Source organism: Thermococcus aggregans, from assembly GCF_024022995.1.
Classification (GTDB): domain Archaea; phylum Methanobacteriota_B; class Thermococci; order Thermococcales; family Thermococcaceae; genus Thermococcus_A; species Thermococcus_A aggregans.
In genome coordinates, this window is record NZ_CP099582.1 from 914,562 (window position 1) to 939,013 (window position 24,452).

Annotated in this window: 20 protein-coding genes and 1 tRNA gene; 9 read left to right on the top strand and 12 right to left on the bottom strand. The window is 42.0% G+C overall.

Features of this window, described 5'->3' with window-relative positions:
* Position 1: 1 nt before the first annotated feature.
* Complete coding sequence (locus NF865_RS05200; protein ID WP_253305498.1) at positions 2-1,486, bottom strand: TrkH family potassium uptake protein; 1,485 nt, start codon at positions 1,484-1,486, stop codon at positions 2-4.
* Between the two features lie 103 nt (positions 1,487-1,589).
* Here NF865_RS05200 and map point away from each other — a divergent pair, with 103 nt between their 5' ends.
* On the top strand, positions 1,590-2,480 hold the full coding sequence (map, locus tag NF865_RS05205) for a type II methionyl aminopeptidase (RefSeq protein ID WP_253305563.1): 891 nt from the start codon (positions 1,590-1,592) through the stop codon (positions 2,478-2,480).
* A gap of 89 nt (positions 2,481-2,569) precedes the next feature.
* Here the strand turns inward: map and NF865_RS05210 are convergent.
* The 7 genes from NF865_RS05210 to NF865_RS05240 all read right to left on the bottom strand — a co-directional run bounded on the left by NF865_RS05210 (position 2,570) and on the right by NF865_RS05240 (position 10,823).
* A tRNA-Ser gene (locus NF865_RS05210) sits at positions 2,570-2,656 on the bottom strand.
* Between the two features lie 304 nt (positions 2,657-2,960).
* The gene (gene hypE, locus NF865_RS05215; RefSeq protein WP_253305564.1) at positions 2,961-3,971 is read right to left on the bottom strand and encodes a hydrogenase expression/formation protein HypE; all 1,011 of its coding nucleotides are present in this window, start codon (positions 3,969-3,971) and stop codon (positions 2,961-2,963) included.
* Positions 3,972-4,031: 60 nt separating this feature from the next.
* Positions 4,032-6,344: a carbamoyltransferase HypF gene (hypF, locus tag NF865_RS05220; protein ID WP_253305499.1), complete on the bottom strand. Its 2,313-nt coding sequence runs from the start codon at positions 6,342-6,344 to the stop codon at positions 4,032-4,034.
* Between the two features lie 122 nt (positions 6,345-6,466).
* Complete coding sequence (locus tag NF865_RS05225) at positions 6,467-7,162, bottom strand: metallophosphoesterase family protein (RefSeq protein WP_253305500.1); 696 nt, start codon at positions 7,160-7,162, stop codon at positions 6,467-6,469.
* Between the two features lie 35 nt (positions 7,163-7,197).
* Positions 7,198-8,469 (bottom strand): TIGR04013 family B12-binding domain/radical SAM domain-containing protein, encoded by a 1,272-nt coding sequence (locus NF865_RS05230; protein ID WP_253305501.1) that lies wholly within the window; start codon positions 8,467-8,469, stop codon positions 7,198-7,200.
* A 64-nt stretch (positions 8,470-8,533) separates the two neighbouring features.
* Positions 8,534-8,737, bottom strand: coding sequence for an archaeal histone HpkB (hpkB, locus tag NF865_RS05235; protein WP_253305502.1), 204 nt, complete (start codon positions 8,735-8,737; stop codon positions 8,534-8,536).
* 622 nt (positions 8,738-9,359) lie between these two features.
* Entirely contained in the window at positions 9,360-10,823 is a 1,464-nt protein-coding gene (locus tag NF865_RS05240; protein ID WP_253305503.1) for a sodium/proline symporter, read from the bottom strand.
* Between the two features lie 799 nt (positions 10,824-11,622).
* Between NF865_RS05240 and NF865_RS05245 the strand changes: the two genes are divergently transcribed.
* Positions 11,623-12,201, top strand: a complete 579-nt coding sequence (locus NF865_RS05245) for a thymidine kinase (RefSeq protein WP_253305504.1) — start codon at positions 11,623-11,625, stop codon at positions 12,199-12,201.
* On the opposite strand, the gene NF865_RS05250 is transcribed toward NF865_RS05245, so the two are convergent.
* From NF865_RS05250 to NF865_RS05260, 3 genes are read right to left on the bottom strand one after another with little or no spacing between them, the layout of a single operon-like run.
* Positions 12,198-12,644 (bottom strand): alanyl-tRNA editing protein, encoded by a 447-nt coding sequence (locus NF865_RS05250; protein ID WP_301281867.1) that lies wholly within the window; start codon positions 12,642-12,644, stop codon positions 12,198-12,200. The two genes, NF865_RS05245 and NF865_RS05250, sit on opposite strands and share 4 nt — an antisense overlap.
* A 22-nt stretch (positions 12,645-12,666) precedes the next feature.
* The gene (locus NF865_RS05255; RefSeq protein WP_253305506.1) at positions 12,667-14,007 is read right to left on the bottom strand and encodes a glycerate kinase type-2 family protein; all 1,341 of its coding nucleotides are present in this window, start codon (positions 14,005-14,007) and stop codon (positions 12,667-12,669) included.
* Positions 14,008-14,057: 50 nt separating this feature from the next.
* On the bottom strand, positions 14,058-14,477 hold the full coding sequence (locus NF865_RS05260; RefSeq protein WP_253305507.1) for a DUF371 domain-containing protein: 420 nt from the start codon (positions 14,475-14,477) through the stop codon (positions 14,058-14,060).
* A gap of 38 nt (positions 14,478-14,515) precedes the next feature.
* Between NF865_RS05260 and NF865_RS05265 the strand changes: the two genes are divergently transcribed.
* Both NF865_RS05265 and NF865_RS05270 read left to right on the top strand, forming a co-directional pair.
* Positions 14,516-14,707, top strand: a complete 192-nt coding sequence (locus NF865_RS05265) for a hypothetical protein (RefSeq protein WP_253305508.1) — start codon at positions 14,516-14,518, stop codon at positions 14,705-14,707.
* Positions 14,708-14,796: 89 nt separating this feature from the next.
* Positions 14,797-15,000, top strand: a complete 204-nt coding sequence (locus NF865_RS05270; protein ID WP_004069582.1) for a 30S ribosomal protein S17e — start codon at positions 14,797-14,799, stop codon at positions 14,998-15,000.
* Here NF865_RS05270 and phr read toward each other — a convergent pair.
* Positions 14,997-15,599: a heat shock transcription regulator gene (gene phr / locus NF865_RS05275; protein WP_253305509.1), complete on the bottom strand. Its 603-nt coding sequence runs from the start codon at positions 15,597-15,599 to the stop codon at positions 14,997-14,999. The genes NF865_RS05270 and phr overlap by 4 nt on opposite strands.
* Positions 15,600-15,844: 245 nt before the next feature.
* Between phr and NF865_RS05280 the strand changes: the two genes are divergently transcribed.
* The 5 genes from NF865_RS05280 to NF865_RS05300 all read left to right on the top strand — a co-directional run bounded on the left by NF865_RS05280 (position 15,845) and on the right by NF865_RS05300 (position 24,395).
* Positions 15,845-16,468 carry an MBL fold metallo-hydrolase gene (locus tag NF865_RS05280; protein ID WP_253305510.1) on the top strand — a complete coding sequence of 208 codons (624 nt, stop codon included), beginning with the start codon at positions 15,845-15,847 and terminating at the stop codon, positions 16,466-16,468.
* A gap of 113 nt (positions 16,469-16,581) precedes the next feature.
* Positions 16,582-20,547: an Eco57I restriction-modification methylase domain-containing protein gene (locus tag NF865_RS05285; RefSeq protein ID WP_253305511.1), complete on the top strand. Its 3,966-nt coding sequence runs from the start codon at positions 16,582-16,584 to the stop codon at positions 20,545-20,547.
* Positions 20,548-20,559: 12 nt separating this feature from the next.
* Complete coding sequence (locus NF865_RS05290) at positions 20,560-21,864, top strand: MBL fold metallo-hydrolase (protein ID WP_253305512.1); 1,305 nt, start codon at positions 20,560-20,562, stop codon at positions 21,862-21,864.
* On the top strand, positions 21,821-23,605 hold the full coding sequence (locus NF865_RS05295) for an ATP-dependent nuclease (RefSeq protein WP_253305513.1): 1,785 nt from the start codon (positions 21,821-21,823) through the stop codon (positions 23,603-23,605). Before NF865_RS05290 ends, NF865_RS05295 begins: the two co-directional genes overlap by 44 nt.
* A gap of 13 nt (positions 23,606-23,618) precedes the next feature.
* Positions 23,619-24,395 carry a hypothetical protein gene (locus tag NF865_RS05300; protein ID WP_253305514.1) on the top strand — a complete coding sequence of 259 codons (777 nt, stop codon included), beginning with the start codon at positions 23,619-23,621 and terminating at the stop codon, positions 24,393-24,395.
* Positions 24,396-24,452: the final 57 nt, after the last annotated feature.

Sequence of the window (24,452 nt, forward strand, 5' to 3'; positions counted from 1 at the left end):
CTTACTCCCTCTCCACAAGCCTAGGCAGCATCAGGGCAACGCCAAATATGAACACAAGAGTTGAGAATATTTCCAACCTTCCAATCCACATATGAAGGATAAGGAGAATCTTAACGTCTAAAGGCAGCGATGGCGAGGTTATTCCTATACTCAACCCAACATTTCCTTGGGCTGAGGCAACCTCAAAGAATGCATCCGCCAAGCTGGCCCCTACCCTAAGCATGACCCATATTGTTCCAATTAACAGAAAAGCAATGTAGGTCATGGTAAATCCCAAAACCTCTTGCAGGTCTTCTTCCGTAAAAATGTAGTCGCCAATTTTCCTTTTTATGACGGCTCCCTTAGGGAGAATAGCCTGCTGGATTGTCCACTTTAACGTCTGGAACGTTAGAGTTATGCGGATAAGCTTTATACCTCCGGCCGTACTACCTGCGCCTCCTCCAACCACCATTAAGAAGCCTATAAGGAGCTTTGCAAGCTCTGGGTATTGAGACAAATCCGAGATAGAAAAACCAGTACACGTTATTGCAGAGACAGCATGAAAAACGGCCTCTCTAAAGGATTCCCCAATTGGCACTCCATTGTAAATTAGGAGAGCATACCCAATAAGAGCAATGGCTGGAGCTAAGAAGAAGAACATGTACTTAACCTGAATATCCCTGAAGAAAGGTGCAAGAGACCGCTCTTTAAAAAGCTTGTAATGAACGGTAAAGTTTGTCGCACCCATTATCATAAGAAAGATCGTGATCGCCTCTATGCTGAGACTGTTGAAAAATCCTATACTCAGGTCATGAGAACTCATACCACCGGTCCCAAGACCTGTCATTGAGTGTATCACTGCATCAAAGAGCCCCATACCGTTTATGTAATAAAGATATACACCCACAATTGTCAAAACTGCGTATATTTTGAATATTACCTTCGAAGTGTTTGCCAAGTTCGGGAGAATCCTCTCAGTTCTTGCTTCTGCTTTGTAGAGCCTCGCTGCAGCAACCCCAGGACGAATCAAGACGGTCAGGGCAACTAAGACTATGCCAACTCCGCCGAGCCACTGCATCCATGCTCTCCAGAAGAGGATTATATGGGGATAGCTTTCTAAATTGCGCATCATTGTCAGTCCAGTTCCAGTCCACGCGGACATGCTCTCAAAATAAGAGTCAACAAAACCCATGCCTGCTATTTTCATGAAAGGAACAACGCTAACAAAAGAGGCAAAAAGCCATACAAAGGCTGCTGAAATCATAGCTTGTCTCAGGTTTACATCCTCTATGTGCTCAGAATGTTGAGCTAGCCATGCCCCGAGAAGAATACATGCCAGGCCCGGAAGCACAAAATAAGGGACATACTTAATCTCCTCTCTGTAAACCCACGTAATCAAGACCGGGATTAGATAAGCAACACCTATACCCTGAAGAAGTGCCCCTATTAGGTTCCTTATGACAAAGATGTCATCGGCGATGTTGATGTACTTTCGAAGCTCTAGCATTGGGTCACCACATTGTCTAAGGAGGATAGGGCGTTAAAAAATTTTCGAGAATCCAGACAACGTTTTTAAAAACAAAATAGACAGTGAACATTAGGTGGTAAAAGTGGAGAACAAAGCTGAAAATCTCCTCAAAGCTGGCGAAATTGCAAAAAAGGTTAAAGAGGAAGTTTTGAAGTTAATAAAACCTGGAGCATCTCTATATGAGATAGCCGAGTTTGTTGAAAACAGAATAATAGAGCTAGGCGGAAAACCGGCTTTTCCATGTAATCTCTCAATAAATGAAATCGCCGCTCACTACACACCGTATATAGGAGACAAGACTGTCCTTCAAGAAGGAGACTACTTAAAAGTTGATCTTGGTGTTCACGTTGACGGCTACATAGCAGACACGGCTTTTACAGTTAGGGTAGGGATGGAGGATGATGAGCTAATAGAAGCCTCAAGGGAAGCGTTGGAAAATGCAATAAGCGTTGTTAAGGCTGGAGTAAAGATAAACGAAATCGGAAAGGTCATAGAGGAAACTATAAGAGGAAAAGGCTTTAATCCAATAGTTAATCTCAGCGGGCACGTGATAGAAAGGTATAAGCTCCACACAGGCATTTCAATACCCAATATCTACAGGCCACACGATAACTACGAGCTCAAAGAAGGAGACGTCATAGCGATAGAGCCTTTCGCGACTACGGGTGCCGGACAGGTTATAGAAGCACCTCCCACGCTGATATACATGTACGTGCGCGATAGGCCCGTAAGACTTCCTCAGGCAAGAACACTCTTGAGGTATGTTAAAGAGAACTTTTCCACACTGCCCTTTGCATACCGGTGGGTTCAAAAACTCATGCCAGATACACAGCTGAGGATTGCCCTCATGCAGCTTGAAAAAGCCGGAGCGCTATATGGTTATCCAGTATTGAAGGAAATACGGGGCGGAGTAGTTTCCCAAGCTGAGCACACTGTAATAGTTGAAAAAGACGGAGCTTTAATTACAACTTGATTTTGTTCTCCTGCCCTTAATTTTTCTATTTGAATGCTTTTTTAATGAAGCAAATAAAAAGAGGAATAATCATTGTTTTAGCTCGGCATTGGCGCCGGGGCGGGGATTTGAACCCCGGCGGGCAAACGCCCAGTGGATCTCGAGTCCACCGCCTTCCCTGGCTAGGCTACCCCGGCGCTCGATTTTGAATAAAAGAGAGCGACTTATAAATCTTGCTGGTTCTTAAGAAGTAGTTATGTAAAAAATCTAAAAATGGAAAATTTTCACTCATCATCCATGCATGAAGCCAATCCACACAACAACAGTATCGGGAAGTCCTCAAAACTTATTCTGTCCTCGATAATCTTTTTTCTAACAATCTCTCTGAGATTTATCATCTCACCCACCTCCTCCACCGAAAAAAGTCGTGGATTCTTAAATTTTTGTGACTAAAAACAGGTATTAATGAATACAAAAGTGCATTGAAAATAAGAATAAATATCAGCAAACCCTTGGCACAGGATCTCCAAGAGGCGGCTCCATAAACCTTTTTCCACCAATTCCCGTCTCAAGAATAACTTTGCCGCGATATTGGTCTATGACTTCTCCTATAATCGCAGCATCTTTTCCAAGTCTGCTCTTCTTCATTGCCTTAAGGGCTTCCTCCGCGTATTCCCTTGCAACTACCATAACAACCTTTCCTTCATTGGCAACTTCATATGGACTTATGCCCAACATATCGCTCGCAGCCTTTACTTCTGGCTTTACTGGGATATCTGCCTCTCTAACCAAGATTCCAACGTTGCTCTTTCTTGCTATCTCGTTTAAGGCGTTGCTTAGGCCACCTCTCGTTGGGTCTTTCATCGCGTGGATGTTCTCCCAGCCTATTGCCTCAGCAACAGCCTTTACTACTTCCCATACAGGAGCGACATCACTTTTAAGCTCTGTCTCGAAGGCTATCCCTTCCCTATGGCTCATCAAAGCTATTCCGTGATCTCCGACCGTCCCGCTCACTAGCACAACATTCCCTATTTGAGCACCGGCATCACTTATCGGCCTCTCGGCAATTCCGATTCCGGCGGTTATCACAAAGATTCCTATCTTATCCTCTACAACCTTCGTATCTCCCGTTACTATGGGGACAGGAACTTCTTTCGCAGTCTCGTCCATGGATTTTAAGATTTTCTCTAGGTCTTCTCCACTAAACCCTTCTTGGATTATCATAGAATTCGCCAACGCCAGAGGCTCCGCACCCATTACGGCCAGATCATTGACCGTCCCGCTTATTGCTAATCGACCGATGTCCCCGCCAGGGAAGAAAATTGGCTTGACTGTATGCCCATCTATGGTAAAAACCAAGTGCCTATCCCCAAAGGGAATTGTTGCGGCGTCATCTAGGGCATCCAACCCTATTCCGCCAGCGGATTTTAATGTGAGATTTTTGAGAATGACATCCTTAATGAACTCCTCCATTAACTCTCCGCCCGCACCATGCTCAAGCTTTATTCTCATCTTTACCACCTGCTATCTTATCTAAGAGAACACTTTAAAATGTTGCTAAAGGGGAAAAAGTCAAAGTATCAAGTCTTCTTTACTCAAATAGCCCTCTACATAAAGACCTCCAAGGAAAGCCTGGCCCACGTTTATTCCGTTATCCCCCCTCGGAACCTCATAGGTTGAGTAAAACCTCAGCCCGTTGCTTTCAACGATTTTTCTTATCGTCTTCACTATGAGCTCGTTATATGCAACCCCTCCGCTTATGCCAATGTTTTTAACGCCAAACTCCTTAGCTTTCTCGACCACAAATTCTCCAAAAGCTCTTCCCAACGCCAAGTGGACAGAATACGCTATGTCCGCCGAGCTTGCTTTGCTTTCAAGAACCTGCTCAAAGAGCTCCTCAATTTTCAGCTCTTCGCCCTCAATCGGCACTCTAAATCCTAGGTCGTTTTTGCCTCTAAAGGCAACTCCCTCAAGCTTCATAGCAGGTTCTCCTTCATAAGTTCTCCTATAAGCAATGTTGAGCAAAACAGCCATTGCATCAAGCACTCTGCCCGTTGAAGATGCGTAGCTGAGGTTTATTTCCTTCGCAAGCTGGTTCAATATTACATTAAATTCAACCTTCCCGTACCTGAGGTTTTCAATTGCTTTGGGGCAGTGCTTTTCAACCACATTCTTTATCTCATTGACATCATAGAGCTTGCTCAAAATCCCCATTAAGGCCCTTAGAGGATAGTAGCTTGCCAGATCACCGCCGGGAAGAGGATAGTAGCTTATATGTCCAAGTCTTTCAACATCTTCATAGCTTAGGTATAATATCTCCCCACCCCAAGTGTTCCCATCGCTTCCATAGCCAACTCCGTCCACCGCTATCCCTATTATCTCATCGAGGTTGTGTTCGGCCATAATCGAGGCAATATGAGCGTAATGGTGCTGCACTTGAATAAACTCGGCGTTTTCTTCCTCCGCTATCTCCATTGCCAGCTTTGTGGTGTTGTAAAGAGGATGAAGGTCAGCAATTATTAAATCGAAGTCTTTAACCCTCAGTATTTTCTTGAAGTGTGCTATAGCGCTTTTCATAAACTCTAGAACTTCTATCTTTGAGGTATTCCCTATGTACTGGCTCGGATAAACCCTTGAGCCCTTTACCACTCCAAAGGCGTTCATGAGCTCTGCTCCAACTGCTAAGCCAGAATACTCAAACGGTATTTCTATTGGTAAGGGAACAAATCCTCTGCTTCTCCTTATAACCGCTCTCTTGCCATCAACAAATCTAACAACACTATCATCCGTTCTGTTTAGGATTTTTCTGTTGTGCAGCAAAAAGTAATCCGCCAGATCCTTAAGCTCCTCGAAGGCCTTCTCGTTGTCTATTACCATCGGCATTCCCGGGTAGTTTGCCGAGGTCATTACATAAACAGGGCTCCTTGAGTAGTGAAAGAGAATGTAGTGAGTGCCAGCATACGGGAGCATGACACCTATGGTGGGCAAACCTGGAGCGAGGGCTTCTGGCAGTGGGAAAGGCTCCTTTTTCCTTAGGGCTACTATTGGCTTTCTATAGCTTGTGAGCTCTTCTCTTTCCTCCTCGGTAACTACAGCAAAGCTTTCTATCGTTTCTAAATCCTTGGCCATTATTGCAAAGGGCTGCTGAGGCCTTAGTATTCTTTTTCTAAGCTCCTCCACTACCTCTTCATTGGTGGCATCACAGGCTATGTGAATTCCACCTATGCCTTTTATTGCAACTATGTACCCCTTATCTATGAGCTCCGCAGTTCTTTTTAGGGGATCGCCAGTAAGCTCCGTTCCATCGTTAGTGTAAAGCCTATACCTGGGGCCGCAAACGGGACAGCAGACGGGTTCCGCATGGTATCTCCTGTTTAGTGGATCCTTGTATTCGCTCTCGCAGTAGTCGCACATGTCAAACTCTCTCATGGTGGTGTTTACCCTATCGTAGGGGAGATCTTCTATTATCGTAAACCTCGGCCCGCAGTTTGTGCACACTATGAATGGGTACATATAGCGCTTATCTCTCGGGTCAAAAAGCTCTCTGAGGCAATCATCACATATGCTCACATCTGGGGGGATAACAGAATCCCCACTTTCCCCTCCAGCAGAGCTCTTTTCAATGTAAAACCTATCAAAGCCCTGAGGAGGGATTTCCTTCACACTTATCTTCTCCACCCTTGCAAGAGAGGGTGCTTTTTCTTTGAGGTCTCTCAAAAAAGCCTTTACGTTTTCTTCTTTCCCCTCAACTACTATCTCAACACCGGCATCGCCGAGATTTTTAACATAACCTCTCAAATCATGTTCGTGAGCGATTCTATAAACGAAGGGTCTGAAGCCAACCCCTTGAACAATCCCCTCAACATGAATGTGATAAGCTTTCACTACTCTCCACCTGTTCCAAAATTGGAAAAAGACATTTATATCTTTCTAAAACCAAAAGTTAAAAACTAAGGAAGAGTTCTCAACCAAAGGTTCGAAGCTGGGAGTTTTTGAAAAATAAGGTTTTAATACCCTTCATAAAGCCTGTATGCTAAAAATTTCGGCAAACCTGCTTCTATTATTTTTCTCGCCGCGGTATCAACATCGTATTCAACCCTCTCAAATATCACTTCATCGTTTTCCGTGTCTATAAAAGCGTAAGCAGCCCTCCAGTCTCCATCTCTTGGCTGCCCCACTCCGCCGGGGTTTATTATTCTCCGCCCTTCAATCTCCTTGAGCAGTGGCACGTGAGTATGCCCGACGACAAGGTTTTTCTCTTTGAAGTACTTTAAAACCTCTCTGAACTCGCTATCAGGAAGCCACGGAAAGAGGTATTCGTCAAGAGGTGCCCTCGGAGAGCCATGAACTATAAGAAAATCTTCGCCGTCAGCTTCAAACCTCTCTTTTACCGGCAGTTTTTGGAGAAATTCTATGTTCTCCCGCTTCATAACTCTCTGATGCCACCTTATTGCTTCCCTTGCATAGGGGTTAAACCCCCAGACCATGTCAAAAGCAACAGCATTGTCGTGGTTGCCCCTCACGCAGAGTATCTCTCTTTTTTTCATTTCCTCTCTAAAAAATTCCACAACTTCGTTGGGACTTGCCCCATAGCCTACCAAATCCCCCATGCAAAAAATAACATCAGCTTTCTTAACTTCTCTCCAAACAGCTTTTAATGCTTCAAGGTTTGAATGGATATCGCTTATCAATCCTACCAGCATGTTATTTAATCTACCTAAAAGATTAAATCCTTTTCTCAGCAAAGCTGTTTAAGACTTCCTACATAGCTTGGGCTTTCCTCATAGAACTCCTCAATAAGCTTCTGCAGTTTTTTGGAGAGCTCTATTTGAACTCCCCAAGAGCCCTCAATGTAACCCTTGGCCGCCATTCTGCCGAGGAACTTCTTCATCTCTTCACTCAATGGAGACGGCTTACACCGAGCCCAGGGGGTTCCCGGCAAAGGCATGAAATAATGAGCCCTAACTTTTCCCCCTTTTCTCATTACCCACTTCATGAACTCAATGCTTTTCCTCTGGCTTTCTTCACTTTCATTTGGAAGACCTACTATGAAGTCAACGACGGGCTCTATTCCGTATTCAAGCATGTACTCAACGGCTTGCCTGACGTGTTCCGTGGTATGCAGGCGGTGCATTGCCTTGAGCATTTCATCATCTCCACTCTGCGCTCCTATGGCCAGCCTTCTGTTGTCGGCATATTTTATAAGGAGCTCAAGAGTTTCGGGTTTAACGAACTCCGGCCTAACTTCGCTCGGAAAAGTTCCGTAAAATAATCTCCTTCCCTCTTTTCTAAGGGGCTGGAGGGCCTTTAAAAGAGCCTCAAGCTTGTCCAACCTCAATACTGCCCCTGGACTTCCATAGGCAAAGGCGTTGGGAGTTATGTAGCGCATATCCTTCATCCTTCTTGAGTATTTTACTATCTGCTCTATGGGTCTGTGCCTCATGCGAAAGCCCTTTGCATAAGGTGTCTGACAGTAGTAGCAGCCAAATGGGCAACCACGGCTTATCTCCATCGGAGCTATTAAGCGAGAGCTCTCAGCAAAAGGAGGAAACTTCGTGAAGTCTTCAACTTTCGCAAGGCCAGTAAAAACGAAATTATCGCCAAGGTAAAAGGCAAGTCCCCTGATATTCACGAGCTCTTTGGTTATTCTGAAGTTGCTTCTCTTGAGGACTTCTAAAAGCTGAAAGATGACTTCCTCTCCTTCCCCAACCACCGCTATATCAAAGCCCATCCTTAACGTATGCCTGGGCATTGCAGTTGCGTGGTATCCTCCGGCCACAAGCAGGGCGTTGGTCTTTTCCTTCAAGAGAGCTATTTCCTTTTCAACATCCCAAACTTCCTCGGTGAAGAAGGAATAAAGAACCACCTTAGGCTTTGCCCTCAGAATTTCATCAAGGTCTTTTGTTATTAAAAGTTCGCCAATATCAAAGCCTTGAGACTCAAGAGCACCAAGTAGATGTACAAAAGCATTGTGGTTTCGTCTCGTCATCCTAATGGCTATCTCGCGCATAGTTGAGAATCAGAAGAGAGCTTTTAAATGTTTACTCAGAAAGAACAAAAGAAAAGAAAGGCCATCAAGCCTTGATTGCGAGCTTAATGTCCTCAGCCTTGACGGTCTTTCTTCCAGCGTGCTTTGCAAGGTCTACAGCCTTCTTTGCGATCTCAAGGGCCTTCTCCTCAAGGTGCTCGGCGAGGACTTTTGCTGCTTCCTCACTAACTCTTGGAGCACCTGCCTTTCTAATCAATCTATCAACTGGGGCAATTGGCAACTCAGCCATTTCCCACACCTCCTAAAGTTGTCTAAATTGGTATTTGCATTCTATTTTATGAAAGAAGTTATATATAAACCTTTCGGAAAAGAGCCCCTTTGAGCGTAATAGATGATGAGTGGTCTCATAATAGGGCACAAGCTAAACATCTCAAGGGCACACATCGAAAGTATGAAATTCTAAGGGATGTAAGTTCCACAGATTAAGAATAGAGGAATGCACACAGTTGCTGATTCTGTTTTACGTTTATCAAGCACTATAATGTATCATTTTGATTAAAATACGGAACGTGTTTTGATACCACTCTAAAAACATTTTGACATAATAAGTGAGCGTCCCTAATCGCTAAAGCCAAAGCGCTAAGACGAGCGTTAACAATCAAGAGCTCTAAACCAGAGTTAATGGCTGCTTTAACTAATTTTTGGGAACATTGTGATTGAGAATTACTTTCCAACTACAGTCTTACCCAAGCTTTTCATGGCATTTGGAATGCCTTCCAAGTTAAAGTTAAACTTCATCAGCAAAATATTAGACCCATTAACAAGCCAGTCCCTTTATCTTTCCTCCTCCTGCTTCCAAAATATAAGATAAAAATGGAAAAGTTACTCAAACGTCCCAAATTCTCCAAGCTTCATGATTCTTTATTCTCTTCGGGCTTTATTGCATAGGTCGCGATAACTGCGGCTATTGCTGTCACTATAAATGTCATGAGCCTTGCTGAGACTTTTGCATCGAGGCCTGAACTTATCCAGAATATTGTAAAGAGCAGTCCTGCAATTATTGTTGGGGGTACGGCCTTTCCGTGGAACTTCTTCCAGAATAGGGTTAAGATTACAATTACTGAGAATGTGTCACCTATTCCTGCCCAAGTGTATCCAACTATCGTGTATATGAGGTTTGATGGAACTACAAATGCTGCTACAAGGGCAATTAGACCTAATGTTGCAGTTGTTATTCTTGAAAGTACGAGGCTTCTCTTGGCGTCAACGTCCCCTTTATAGATAAATGGTTTTATAATGTTCTCTGAGAGCTCTGTAGAAGCTAAGACAAGCAAAGAGTCAGCAGTAGAGAGCATTGCTGCAACTGCTCCTGTAATGAAGAGAGCTGCTACTGCAGGTGGGAATAGAGTGAGCATTACCGATGGCATTACTTGTTCTGGGTCTGAAAGCCCCTCTGGTCCAAAAATAGCAATACCAATCCATCCGATGAGAAGAGCGCCAATGTAAGCTATAATTGTCCAGGCTACTCCAACATTCCTTGCGAGCTTGGCCTGTTCGTCATCTTTTATTGCCATAAATCTTATGCTGAGCTGGGGCATTCCGCCAAGGTATCCAAAGAACCAAGAAAATTCAGCAATTACAAAGACAATTGCAGAAGTTCCCACGAGCCCGCCAAGGAGGGTGGAATATTTGGGACCTGCCATTTTGAGAGCTTGGGTAACTGAATGAGCAAAAACATCCGGATGGCTGGCTATATATGCAACTCCTACTATTGGAGCCACTATCAAAGTCGCTATCATGATGATTGCCTGCACAGTATCTGTGTATGCTACGCTTCCAAGTCCTCCGACTACTGTATAAGGTAGAATTATCAATGCTGTGATTAGCATTCCGATCTTTGGATCTATGCCAAAGAGCGTGTTGAGAGTCTTCCCTCCCCCAAGGTATTGCGCTCCGACGTAGAAGAAAAAGAAGAACACTATAGTAATGCTTCCAAAGATTCTTATCCATTTTTCAGCATCTGGATGTCTCTTAGCTATGTAATCCACGAAAGTTACTGCATCATATTTCTCAGCTTCGTTACGTAGTCTCCGTGCAAACACGACCCATGCAACGACAATCCCAAGTACACAACCAATTGCTGGCCATATAGCAGCTAAACCTGCTGCAAAAGCAAAGCCTGGAAGACCTAAAAGGGCCCATGCTGACTCTCCAGTAGCACGCTCCGAAAGTGCAGCAACCCATCCGGGCAATTGCCTACCTGCAATCGAGAAATCTTTGCTACTCTTTGTCTTTCTACCTTGGTAAATTCCAACGCTTATCAAAAACAAAAGGTACACAACTAAAACAAATAATATTTGAGTTTGGGCTTCCATTTCTATTTCACCTCTTTCTTATTTTTCTTCTTCGGCTGGTGTCAGAACGAGTTTTCACATCATACACCAACCTTATGAGTTTTCCAATCCAGTAACTGAATTTTATAAGAGAGACACAATACCGTATAAATATGACCATCGATGTAAATAAAAAATTTTTGGTAATCAAAATGTCCTATAATTGCCTTTATTTAACACTAATGATTTTTATTTAGCGTTGTTGCTCGTATGTTCACATCATTAATCATAAATGTAGGTTAGTTTAAACTCTCTTTTTTGTTAGTTATTGGTTGTGAACATCGCAGTTAACAACAAGTTCAGAATTAACTACGAACTCATCACTTGGGCATAAGATAAAACTTGCGTCGATCACTCGATATTTGTGCAGAAAATGCAAAAGACACACCATTTAAAACACTATTAATATCATTAGTACAGTATAGTGATTTAAAGCCCGGGAGAATTAAAATCCTCTTTGCGGTTTATTTCTGGAGGTTATGCCATCTTATCCTGACAGTACTTATATACGAACCATTTAACAGGACTGTATTAGCTCGTGCCAGCATTCATCTTTGCCCTAGTAGTCACAATAGTCGTAAGCCCTGTAACAAAGCCTCCTGAGAATGTAGACGAGCTAATGAAGGACATGACAGAATGATCTTCTTTTGTAATTTTTCCACTTTATTTTTAACTGTCGATGTTATTTAAAGCAAAAATTGTGCAATGAATTGTTTAAAGTTCAAAAATCCGAGGAAAGACCTTTTTTAGATGAAGGTGTAAGGAGCAAAAGGTGATAGGCATGCATCCAGAGGGATTCTTGGAAGTCATTACGGGGCCAATGTTCGCAGGAAAGACGAGTGAGCTTATAAAGAGAATCGAGAGACAAATTTTCGCAAAAAGGAAAGCTGCTCTCTTTAAGCCCTCCATTGACAACCGCTACAGTGAGGATAAGGTCGTTGCCCACAACGGATTAAGCTATGAAGCATTTGTGGTGCCAACAACAGAAGAGGGAGTGAGGAAGATATATCAAAAAACTAAAGAAGAGGGCTTCGAGGTCATAGGCATTGATGAAGTCCAGTTCTTCCCCATATCCATTGTCGAAACTCTAAACAAGCTCGCCGATGAGGGAGTTTACGTTATTGCAAGTGGTTTAAACTTGGATTTCAAGGGTGATCCTTTTGAAGTAACTAAGGAACTTTTGGTAAGAGCTGATAACATAGTCTATCTAACTGCCATATGCACCGTCTGCGGAAGAGAAGCTACAAGGACGCAAAGACTCATAAATGGAAAGCCTGCACCAAGAGACTCCCCAAGAATACTCGTGGGAGGAAGGGAAGCTTACGAAGCCAGGTGCAGGAGGCACCATATAGTGCCTTAAAGGACATCAAAGCTTATCTCTAGAAGTTCCCTGCTCTTCCTAAACCTTACTTTCCTGATTTTTATCTCCCCAATTTCTCCCGTTGTTTTTGTATGCTCTTTGTTGCATGCATTTACATTCCACCCTTCAATAACTACAACTCTGAGGGTTTTCACTTCCTCCGGGATTGGAAAGAGATCGTACATGTCCTCACCAAATCTCCTTTCAGCGTCTTCCCTAGGGAGCTCATAGACAAGTATAGGGACGTTTTCTCTGATTTTTTCATTGGCGAGCTTTTCTATCTCTTTGATCTCCTCTTTGCTTGGTTTCCTGTTAAATTTAACAGTTAATCTTCCATGACTGCCGTTAACATAGACACTTGCAGTCCACTTGGCCTCTTCACCCAAAACCTTCACCACTGCACCTTTGAGCACGTGAAGAGCTGTATGAGTTTTAACCCCCATCTTTATCACCCAAAAATTAAAGTTAGAGAATAACGGCAATTATTATTGAATTCACATTCGTTCTCGTCGGGCCTGTTACAAGCAGGGCTTTTGCCCTCTTCAAAGCCTCATAAGCATTGTGTCTCCTGAGGAATTCTTCCAAATCGATACCTTCCTTTCTAAGGACTTCTAGAGTATGGCTATCCACCAATCCCCCGGCAGCATTCGTTGGACCATCCGTTCCATCCGTGTCCATAGCCAAAACCGCAATCCCTCTAAGACCCGCTATTTTTCTCGCTATGCTTAAAGCAAACTCCTGATTCGGCCCTCCAAGGCCGGCTTCGCCCTCTATAGTTACAGTCGTTTCTCCACCAGCTATAAGAACACAAGGCCTCTCAAAGGGCCTGCCGTAATGATAAATCTCCTCAATTATCGAACCTAAGGCAATGGCACCCTCCCTGGCTTCACCCTCAAGAGTTGTTGTTAAAATGTAAGCCTTAAGTCCAAGTTCTTTGGCTTTTCTTTTTGCAGCTTCACATGCTAGAGAGTTGCTCGCTATGAGGAAGTTGTAGACGTTGGGTAGGTCTTCCTTGAGCGTTTCCTCGGCTTTTCCCTCAAGGCCAAGCCTTATGTGCCTTTTCACGCTCTCTGGGAGCTTATCCCAGAGGTTGTAGAGCTTCAGTATCTTATACGCATCCTGGAAGGTTGTCGGGTCTTTTACCGTTGGGCCAGAGGCTATGGCTTCGAGGGGATCGCCAACAACGTCCGAAAGGATAAGGCTTATCAAAGTCCCCCTAACGAGCTTTGCCAGCTTCCCGCCCTTGACCTTCGAGATGTGCTTCCTTACGGTGTTGATCTCATAAATCTTGGCCCCGCTCTTAAGGAGGAGCTCGTTTGTCTTCATCTTGTCCTCAAAGCTTATCCCATCTTCGGGGAGCATGAAGAGAGCACTTCCGCCGCCAGAGATTAGGACAAGAAGAATATCGTCCTCACTAACTTTCTTTGCGAGTTCAACCCCAAGCTGGGCCCCTCTCATTGAGTTCTCATCCGGAACCGGATGTCCTGCTTCAATCACCTTTATTTTTTTCAGCGGCAAAGAATAGCCGTATTTTGTCACAGCTATGCCTTCAACAATCTTTTCCCCCAAAATCTCTTCCACAGCTTTTGCCATAGAGCATGCCGCCTTACCAAATGCCAAAACGTAGATTTTCCCCTTTATTGGGAACTCCTTACCCTTAACAACAAGCTTGTTATCCTCAACTTTTAAAGCTCTCTTAACCGCCTCATAAGGATCTGCACTTTTTATTGCTTCATCCATCAGCGTTAGGGCAATTTCTTTGGCCTTAACGTCCCCATAGCTTAGAAGTTCGTCTTTGTTTACCATACACACTCACCATAAGGAGAACGTTAACGAGAGATATAAATGTTAAGAATTCACTCTTCAACGATTAGCTCAACGATGGCCTTTTGCTCCGGGTTTTTCAGCTTCTCTATTAGTTCTCTCTTAATGTCCTTTGCCGCTTTGCTGGCCTTTATTGCAAGGGTTCTTCCATCTACATAGTCGCTTTTCCTAATAACCATAGAAAGCTCGCTCTCAAAGCTCAGCCTTGAATCCCCAAGAGCCTCAACTTCATCGACAATCTCATCGACAATTATCCTTATTTTGATCTTTTTTCCCTGTTTCAAAGCTTCCTTTATCCGTTCATCAAGGTCTTTGAGTGCTTTGTTGGCCTTTATGCATATTATGCAGTCCCCCCTTGGCGTTAGATAACTCTCTTTCGTTATCTCCAGAGTTGAGCGGTGGGTTGCCTTTACGTTTTCATGTCCATAGCAGACAATGGTTTCCTTAATCATCTGACCTCCTCCCCGTCGTGAAGGCGGAGGTTCCCAACATGGGAACTTCGGTTGCGGTAAACCGCATACGGCTCGGTCAGAGAGCCCTCCACCCAACGGACATGCCGCTGGGCATCATCAACAATACGTACATTCACAAACATCATAAACTTTACGTAGTAGTAAAGCGGGCTTTCCTCCACGCTGTGAACGGCAAGGCTTCAGCTCACAATGATGGTGAGAACCTTTGAAGGGAAGCTTTATAAATTTGGCTGGGAAAAGTTTAAAACAGCCTCACTTGATTTGAGTGTGGAAATTAAGATTATCGGAGGGATGAGGAATGGGAAACATTAAGCAAGGTTTCATTAAGAGAACCGCGAGAGAGCTCTTCAACAGATATCCAAACGAGTTCACAAGGGACTTCGAGCACAACAAGAAAAAGGTTGAGGAGCTTACAAACGTCACAAGCAAGACCATAAGGAACAGAATAGCCGGCTACATAACAAGGCTTGTAAGGCTTAAGGAAGAAGGAAAAATCCTCTAAATCAGTTCTTTCTTTACCCTTTTTAACTCTTCGATGATTTCTCTTGGGAGAACCCCTTCAAATTCCCTCATAAGTTCATCGAACTGCTCTTCGCTTTCTTTGGCAATCCTGCGCATAAGGTTCTTTATGTAAGTCTCGGTAAGCATTCTAACCTCTTCAAGCTCGCTCTTCATCCTCATATGTTCTTCTATTCTTTGTTCTATTTCACTCAGGAAATCAGAGAGTTCTCTGAGTTTCTCCTCCACCGGCCCCGGAGACTTTATGAGTTGTTTCATCTCCTCATACTCTCTAGTTTGTCTGGGTGCTTTTGGCTCGTACATCTCGGTGCCGAATGAGTACGGCGTGAGAAGAACTTCAAGTCTGATACCTCTTTTTATTTGATAGTACTTCCTAGGCCTGCCTCTTGGAATCTTTTCAACCCTACTCTCAATTAACCCAGCGCTTTCAAGGATTTTGAGGTGCTCAAGGATAGCCTTTTGCCCTACCCCCAACTCCTTCGAGAGCTCGCTTACAAAGTAAGGCCTCCTAGTAAGTAGGAGCAATATCCTTCTCCTTGTTTCATTTCCAAGGACATCGAGTAGCTTTCCATGCTCTTCCATGATCTCACCTCGTAGTCATCGCGACATCCTTACTTTACTCAACTCATTTTTATCTAACCTAATGTAAATAAAAATCCTACTTAAATTTTTCGGTTTTGATTACATAAATTTACTTTTCCTTGCGAGCCTCGACTCTCGGAGAGGGAAGACCCAACTCGTCGCCAATAGCGAGGAAGATTCCTTCACAATGAAAAAAGAGATCAATTTTTAAGGATAACTGAATAATACATTTTGGTGAATTTGTTATGAGAGTTATTGGAGATATCCACTTGGTGGATGAAACCTTTGCAAACGTCTACCTAATTGTAAGGGGAGAAAAGCTCTTGGTTGTGGATGCAGGCCTTCCAGAGGAATACAAGAAGGTTTTAAAGTACATAGAGAAGCTCGGACACCTTCCAGAGGATGTGGAGACAATAATCGTCACCCATGCCCACTACGACCATGTGGGTTCTCTGAAAGACCTTAAAGATGCAACCGGAGCCAATATAGCGGCACATAAAGATGAGGTGCCCTATTTGAAGGGAGAGAAAACCTTCAGAAGTGAGATCGAGCCGGTTGATGTGGAAATAGAGCTGAACGATGGAGACGAGATTCATGGGTTAAAAGTTATCCATTCTCCGGGGCATACCCCGGGAAGTATTTGCCTGCTAGATCTAAAAACAAAGGCCCTCTTTGTTGGGGATTTGATTATGGAAGAGAATGGAAAGCTGGAGGAGATCCCACATCATTATTCTCTCGATCCAATGAAGAACAGGGAAGCGATAAAGAGGCTTCTGGACTTTGATTTTGTGCATTTATTGCCAAGTCACGGAAAGCCGATCTTGAACGAGGGTAAGGAGAAGGTGAAGGAGCTGGTGGAGAGGCTTTGAATGTTAACTCAAGTTTCATTACTTGTTTTTGAATTCGGGATTACCAAAAAAAGATTAAAATTATAGAAATTCCTAAATATTTAACAAAGTTTAACAGTAATGGAGGTATTAAGATGGAAGTAGAATTGAAAGATAGAGTCAAGAACATCCTCGAGAACCTTAAACCAAAAATGAGAGCTGATGATGCAATCAACATTTTTAGGGATATTTTCGTTGATGTATGGGGCTTCGATTACCATGATGAGCCAATTCCAGAAGGTGAGCTCAATGAATTTGTTGCTCAAAACACGAGGATGATCAAGATAATCGCAAAGACCAATCCACCAGAGGGGGACAGCTTCTACATTGTTTATGCCCAAAGCAGAAGCGATACTGTAAAGTACAGGCAAAGAATGGTGAAAGATTTACTCAACTTTACCTATTCTCCCGGCCTGGAATTTGCAAATTTCTTAATTATTCTCGATTATGATGGATACTGGAAGCTCGTGGTGCCGATTTATAGAAGAGAGCTCGAAAATGCCAAGCTTAACATCTATGTAATTGATCCCGAAGAGAAGAAGTTCAGAACACTTGTCGAAAATTTAGCCGCTGTTGCTGAAGAATTGAAGAAGTTTAAGGAACATCCATCAGCAATCCAAATAAAAGCAATCATTGATGAGTACATGCAGGTTAAGCCTCTCACGGAAGAGTTTTTCAAGGAATACAAGGAGTACTACTACAAACTTAAGGGAGAGATAAAGAAGCTCTACGGGAAAAAGCTTGAAGAAGTTTACATGGGAGAGTTACCAAAAGAGATATTCGTTGAAAGGGCCGCCAAGACATTTGCCCACACTTTCTTTAACAGGTTGATGTTTGTTTATTTCCTCCAGAAGAAGGGTTGGATTGTTGAAAAATCAGCTCTTAGAAAGGATCTCCAAGAAAAAGTTAACGTTAAGAACTTTGTGAGATGGCTTCATGACCAATGGGAAGAGCACGGGGGCGAATTATACAGGGATTACCTTAGGGTTCTGTTCCTCTACGCAATGAACACTCCGAGGGTTGGATACGAAAGAAGAAATGTGAAGGAAATTCAAAATATTCCCTCTCCAATTGTTAGGGACGTATTCACTTATGGAGTTCCTTACTTCAACGGCGGTCTTTTCAGCCATGTTAAGATAGAGGATATTGATTTAGATGAAATAATCACTTCTCTTCCAAATGTTTTAGTAAGAGAGCTCATATTCAACTTCTTCGAGGAGTACAACTTTACGGTAACGGAAGAGACACCTTATGAGGTTGAGGTTGCAGTTGATCCAGCAATGCTTGGAAAGATTTACGAGTCTTTGATTGCCGAGGAAGAGAAAGCTTTGGAGGAAGAAGAGAGAAGGGTTTCGGGAATCTTTTACACGCCGAGAGCAGAAGTAGATTTCATGTGCAGGATGGCGATTTATGAATATTTAAGGAGAAATACCAAAGTCGACGATAAGCTCTTGAGAGAGTTTGTCTTTAAACCGGTTCATGAATGGGAGCCGAGATCGTTGCCATGGGAGATAGTTGAGGCACTTGAGGAGGTCAAGATAGTTGACCCTGCAGCTGGAAGCGGTGCTTTTCTGGTTGGCATGTATCATCTTTTAACGGAGCTCTATGAGAAAGCCAACGTTTCGGTAGATTACAAAAAGAAGCTTGAGATAATCAGGGAAAACATCTATGGTGTTGACATCAAGGAATGGGCAATAAGGGTTGCTAAGCTCAGGCTCTGGTTAGCACTAATTGAGAAAGAGGAGAGAATTCCAAACGAGCCTATTCTGCCCAACTTAGAAGCTAAGTTAGTCGTCGGTGATTCCCTTGCTCCACCACACATAATTATTAAGGGGGAGGATGGAAAGAAAATTGTTCTTGATATTCCCCTCTCCAAATGGCGTGAAAGCTTAAAACAGAGAGCCGCAAGAAGCGGGCCAGCCTTCTGGATAGTTCAGTACAAAGAGCTTGCGAAGAAGTACTATGAGGGTAGGGGAGTCAGCTGGAAGGATTTAGAGGAAACTAAGTGGCATGTCCTTGAAGCTTTTGCGGAGGATGTTCTGGAAGAGCTAAAGGATTCAAGAGAAACTAAGGACAAGAAAGCGTTTAAACTTCTGTTATCAGCGATTAGAGAAGGCAGAATTGAGAAACCACCCTTCATCTGGGAGCTTGACTTTCCAGAGGTAATGCTCTACAAGAAGGGTTTTGACATTGTCATAGCGAATCCTCCATATGTTAGGCAAGAGAAGATTTATCCAGAGTATTATGACTTGGCAGAGTTCGAGATGCTCAGCAAGAAGGAGCAGGAGAAACTAAAGAAGGAATACAAGGAAAAGATAATCAACCACATGGAAACAATAATCAAGGAGAAGTTTGAGCATGAGATGAAGTTAAATAAAAGGAGCGACCTCTATGCTTACTTCTTCATTCAGGGTGTTAACTTGCTTAATCCTAAAGGTGTGTTGGTTTTCATTACATCAAACTCTTGGCTCGACGTTGATTACGGAACTCAGCTGCAGGAGTTCTTCTTGAGGTTTACCAATCTGAGGAGAATTATTGACTACACAACAAGGTCTTTCGAGCAGGCTGACGTTAATACGGTGATTACAGTTCTGACGAGAAAGCCTAAAGAGCTGTTTAATACTATTGGTGAAGAGTGCGTGAACTTCATCCTTCTAAAGAAAAACTTTGACGAGCTTAGTCTTGAGATAATAAACAAGATGCTCGACTGCTATGTTGGGAAAGTAAAGGAGGTTGAGGTTTTTGGCGGGAAAGTTTACAGCCACGAAGACGATGACGTTAGGGTTAGGAGCGTCAAAGCTGTAGATTTGGCTAAGATGGGCGGTCTCGAAATCGGCAAAAGGAGTATGCTTCTTGGTACATACAACATCTTCGGCGAATACAAGGGCATGAAATGGGGCGGAATTTTGATTAGGGCCCCACAAATATTCCATATTGCGTTAGAAAGAGGGAAAAATAAGATTATTCTTCTAGAGACAGCAGCAGATACAAAATTTGGAATTAAAACTGGAGCAAACGAATTTTTCTATTTAACTCCAATAAAGACTTCTGAGGACTTAAAGAGAGCTATTAATAATGCAGAAAAAGTTCTTAGGGATCTCAAAAAGAAGCCTAAAGAGAATGCAAAAGTAATAGAAGAGCTTAAGCACATAATCGAGAATATCACAAAGGGAGTTTGTCCTGTTTGTGGAAAGAGCCATCAGGGAGTTGATGAGTATGTTTGGGTTTATAGTAGCTCTGGATGGATAGGATATTTAGAAAAGGAATTTCTAAAACCAGTCATCACGAATACCCGCGAGATAAGTACATATTTAATTTCCCCTTCAACTCCAAGCAAGGTAATGTTTTATTGCCATTTAAGCAGAGAGGAATTAGAAAAAAGAGGGTTAGTACATGCAAAAGAATACATTAAATGGGGAGAACTTAGAGGATACAACACACGTAGAAGTGTTCAAGGTAGAAAATATTGGTGGGCATTACCAATTCAAGAAAAACAAGACTTCATTGTACTAAGATTTAGAGACCAAAGAAATTGGACACCAATCTTGCCAGAAGATGTTCAGATCTATGCTGGGGATGTTGTTTTTGTGGGTATTTACAAAGAAAAATACAAATCCAAAAAGAAAGTTTTGGATGCAGTACTTAACTCAACATTACATATTCTTAGCACGGAAGTTGTTGGAAGAGCCAATCTTGGAGATGGACTATTAACAGTTTATGGGCCAGAAATTCAGGTTACTTTGGTTATTGATCCATACAAACTTTCTCCAATCACTGAGCAACAGCTAATTGATATCTTTACTCAAATGGCAAACCGAGAAGTAAAGAGCATCTTCGAGGAGCTCGGCCTTCCAAAGCCCAACCGCGACTTAAGCAACATCAATCCAGATGACGTTAGCTTGGATAAAGTCATGCCCGATAGGAGAGCTTTGGATAAAGTCATCTTTGAAGCGCTCGGCTTAACTGAGGAAGAGCAGCTGGAGGTTTACAAAGCTGTCGTGGAGCTGGTAAAGCAGAGACTTGCTAAAGCAAAGACGTTCTCAAATAAGAAGAAAAAGTAGGGGTGTTATCTTATGGGGGAGCTCAAAGTAGATTTCAAGTTCCATAACGTTGGCCAAGGACTGTTTTACACTGGCCGACTAACTTATGGTAAGGCCTCCTTTAATTTTGTTTATGATTGTGGTTCTGAAAAAACTAATCTAGTAAATAAAGCCATTAACCGAGAGTTTTCGGGTAACAAGAAGGGCATTGATCTGTTAATCATTTCTCATCTACACAAAGATCATGTTAGTGGTATTCCTCATCTACTGAAAATTACCCATGTAGACACTGTAATTCTTCCATATCTAACTCCGATTGAACGATTGCTTGTAGCACTTCAGACACCGGTTGCCCCAAGAGAGTTTTATGAATTCTTAGCTGACCCGGTGATGTTCCTTTTAGATAGTAGGAAGGTCAATAGAGTAATTTTAGTTGGCGGTGGAGAGCCAAGTGATAGAGAAAACTGGTTGCAAACTCATGATATGCCCTCTGACCTTCCACCAAATGGAGAGTTTATCATTGATCTCGAAAGATTACCTAACGATGAAATTTTAAGATCCGAGATAAAGAAACTAGAACCTAATGTAGTTGGAGACAGGAGAGTGCTAGTAAAGAATCATTCTGGAGTTCTGCCGGTACTTATTACTAAATCCCCCATCTGGATTTTTAGGTTTTTTAACTACAAAGTTAGATCCAATAAGATTTTTCAATTTGAAAACTGTGTAAAACGAATCTTGGGTGACATAACTCCTGAAACAATTAAGGACGCGATTCGGGATAGAAACATAAAATCCGAGCTGGAAGATTGCTATAAATCCAATATACACTCAAAGTTAAACGAAACTTCATTACTGACGCTACATCTTCCGGTATTTAATCCTCGTAATAACATTCTCTGCTATAATTGTGGTTGTTTCAGAATAATAAATATAAATTTCGTAAATTTCAATATAAATTCCCACAATTTAATGAGTACCAATCAGCCAAGAGAGGCATTTTCACAATTTTTAACAGGAGACATCAATTTAAATCGTAAACGTAAATATAAAGAAATTGCCAAACATTTTGGGTTTAAGAGTTATACTTCTAAGAAACCATTGATAACAGACACTATGGTTACATTAATTCCCCATCATGGTGCCAAAGGATATTGGAACAATGCTATTTGTATGGATATTTCTAGTAGATTTTGGGTGGTTTCTGCAGGGATTAACAACAAGTATGGCCATCCATCTTTAAAGGTTCTCTGGGACATCTGGCAGAACTGCCAGGATTCCTGTGTGGTGTGGGTCAATGAGGCAGTCTACTTTAGACTCATGGGTATTCTTCAATTCTGAGGAGGAACCAAAAATGCAGGAGAACATCAATCAAAAGCTGGAATTAGTTGGGATTAGATTAGAAAACTACCGTTCTTATAAGAAATTTCCGGAAGATGAAGATTATCTAGAGCTTGGCAGGTTTACAACTCTTATCGGGAAAAATGACGTTGGGAAATCCAATCTCCTAAGGGCAATTAAGGCTTTTCTTGAGAATGAAGATATATCTCCTGATGACATACATAAAGGGCACAACGCTAAATGCGAAATAACATTAGTTTTTAAAGTTTCTGAGGAGCTCAAGCCTAAATTGAAAGAAAAATTCGCTAATGTGTATGATGGTGGAAATGTTTTATTCATCTCAAAAATAGTTGAAGAGGATGAATTTAGTAATGGAAAATCTAAGTCCCGCGGAAAGTATTATATCAATTCAAAAAAGGTTGCTTACAACTCAATACAACCTTTTCTCCCAAAAGTACTCTTTATCCCTGCAGTAAAGAATGTTGAAGACGAACTCAAATTTGGAAGAGACACTCTAATCTCAAAGTTGCTCTTTCCAATAATTGAAAAAACCAGCCAAGAGAAAGCCCAAACAGATAGTGTAGCTGACCTAAAAAGACGTCTAACAAATGCAATAAAACGAGAAACAATGAGTATCAGAAAGAAATTGAAAAAAGAGCTCTCTAAAATGTGGAGCGACGTAGAAGAAGTAACCATTGAGGTACCCGAATTAAAGCTAGAAAAGGCGTTTACACCAATAATAAAAGTCAAAGACAAGTACACAAAAAAAGAAACCCCCATAACATACAGAGGAAGTGGCATGCAAAGATATTTTATTCTTGCATTACTTGAGATTTACAGAGCACAAAAAATTGGTAAGGGGTATGTTTTACTGTTTGAAGAACCCGAGATTTACCTCCATGTTGGAGCTCAAAAGAAACTATGTGGCATCCTTCAAGAGTTCAGCAAAGAAGGTCAGGTTATCATATCTACTCACTCAAGTGTCTTTGTAAATAGTGGAGAGCTTTCCACCTCATATCTTCTTGTCAAAGAAAATGGTGAAACTAAATTACGCAAATTCACTGGAAGCAAAGAAATACTGGAAGAACTTGGGATGTCTCCAAGTGATATTTTCCTGACAGATGGGATAATCTTCGTTGAGGGACCCTCCGATAGAGAAATACTCCAGATATTCGCTAAAGCATTGTTTTCCAAGTGGGAAGAATACAACATAGCCATAATTCCCATAGGGGGATCTAATATAAACCATCAAGATCCAGAAATTCTCTCTAAAGTCAATCCAAATATTGCTGTTATTTTGGATTCTGATATCAAAAATGAGGGTTCTGATTTGTCTCCAAAGAAAAAAGAACTCAAACAGAAGTTCGAGGAAAAAAGTATTCCTGTATACTTCTGGGAGAAGAATGGGAAGATTGTTAGGGCTATAGAAAACTTATTCACGAGAAATGCCGTAAATTCTGCATTTCCTATATTGAAGGAGAATGAAATTGAACTTGAAAATGAAATAGGGCCTTATGATGATGTTCCTTTAATATTGGGTAAGAAATTTGCTGAAATTGCCGCTAGAAAGAATCCAAAATTGGATATCTCTAGTCTGAGTGATAAGGAATTTCGAGAATACTATGATAAGATAAAGCATGGGAGAAAGATTGCTCAAAAAATGGTGGAGTTGAACGAGATCCCTACAGATGTAAAGGAGTTACTTAAGGATATCCTCAACAGATTTGGAATGAACAACTAAAAGGAGGGCCTAAATGCACGAGCTCGATAAAGCCATCTTCAAATTTCTCATGAGCTCAAGTGGAACTATTGCGAGCAATTTAAAGCCTTATTTGAGTCTTGCTCTCGAAATCTACGGAATATTTGAGATTATCTCCAAATTCATTCAATGGAGAAGGGAGGTAGAGAGAAAGAGACGGCTTAGAAAGTCACTTGCCAATACATTCCAGAAAAAGTTAGACAAAGCAAAAAGGGATTTAGAACAATTGGCAGATGATATTGCCTATGCATTCGGGGCACTGTTTATGTACTCCATAACAATACCACCCTTTGAACCAAAAGAAAAAGCTCAGAGAATAGTGAATCAAATTGAGAGAGATTACAAAGAGCTGACAAAAAGCATGTATGAACTTATGAAGCTCGTTAGAAGGCACAGGAACATGATTATCGATGCTCTTGATTTGGACGAAACTCAGATTTTATTGTTGGATGGCTTAGCTATTGCGTTTAAAAATAAGACCCCAGATATTGAGTCTCTCACTGATTATCTACCTCTTATCGCAGAAGAGATGCAGAAGAGTGAGAAGGAGAGACAAATATTTAGTCAAGAGTTAGGCAAGCAAATTGGAAAATTTAACTCCACTTATGGACTAGTTATCATAAATCACGCTCTGGGAATTAACCGTCAATACAAACAGTGCTTTAAAAAAGCAGCCAGATATGGGATTGAAGAGTTCCTACGGAGATTTAATGAATGCCGTACACGACCCAAGCAAAAATATGTTCCTCCTAAGAGAAAGAAAAGATTATGAAATAAGGTAAAATAGAAAAGTCCTAAATAAGTGAAGCCCCATTACCAGTGAGTGGGT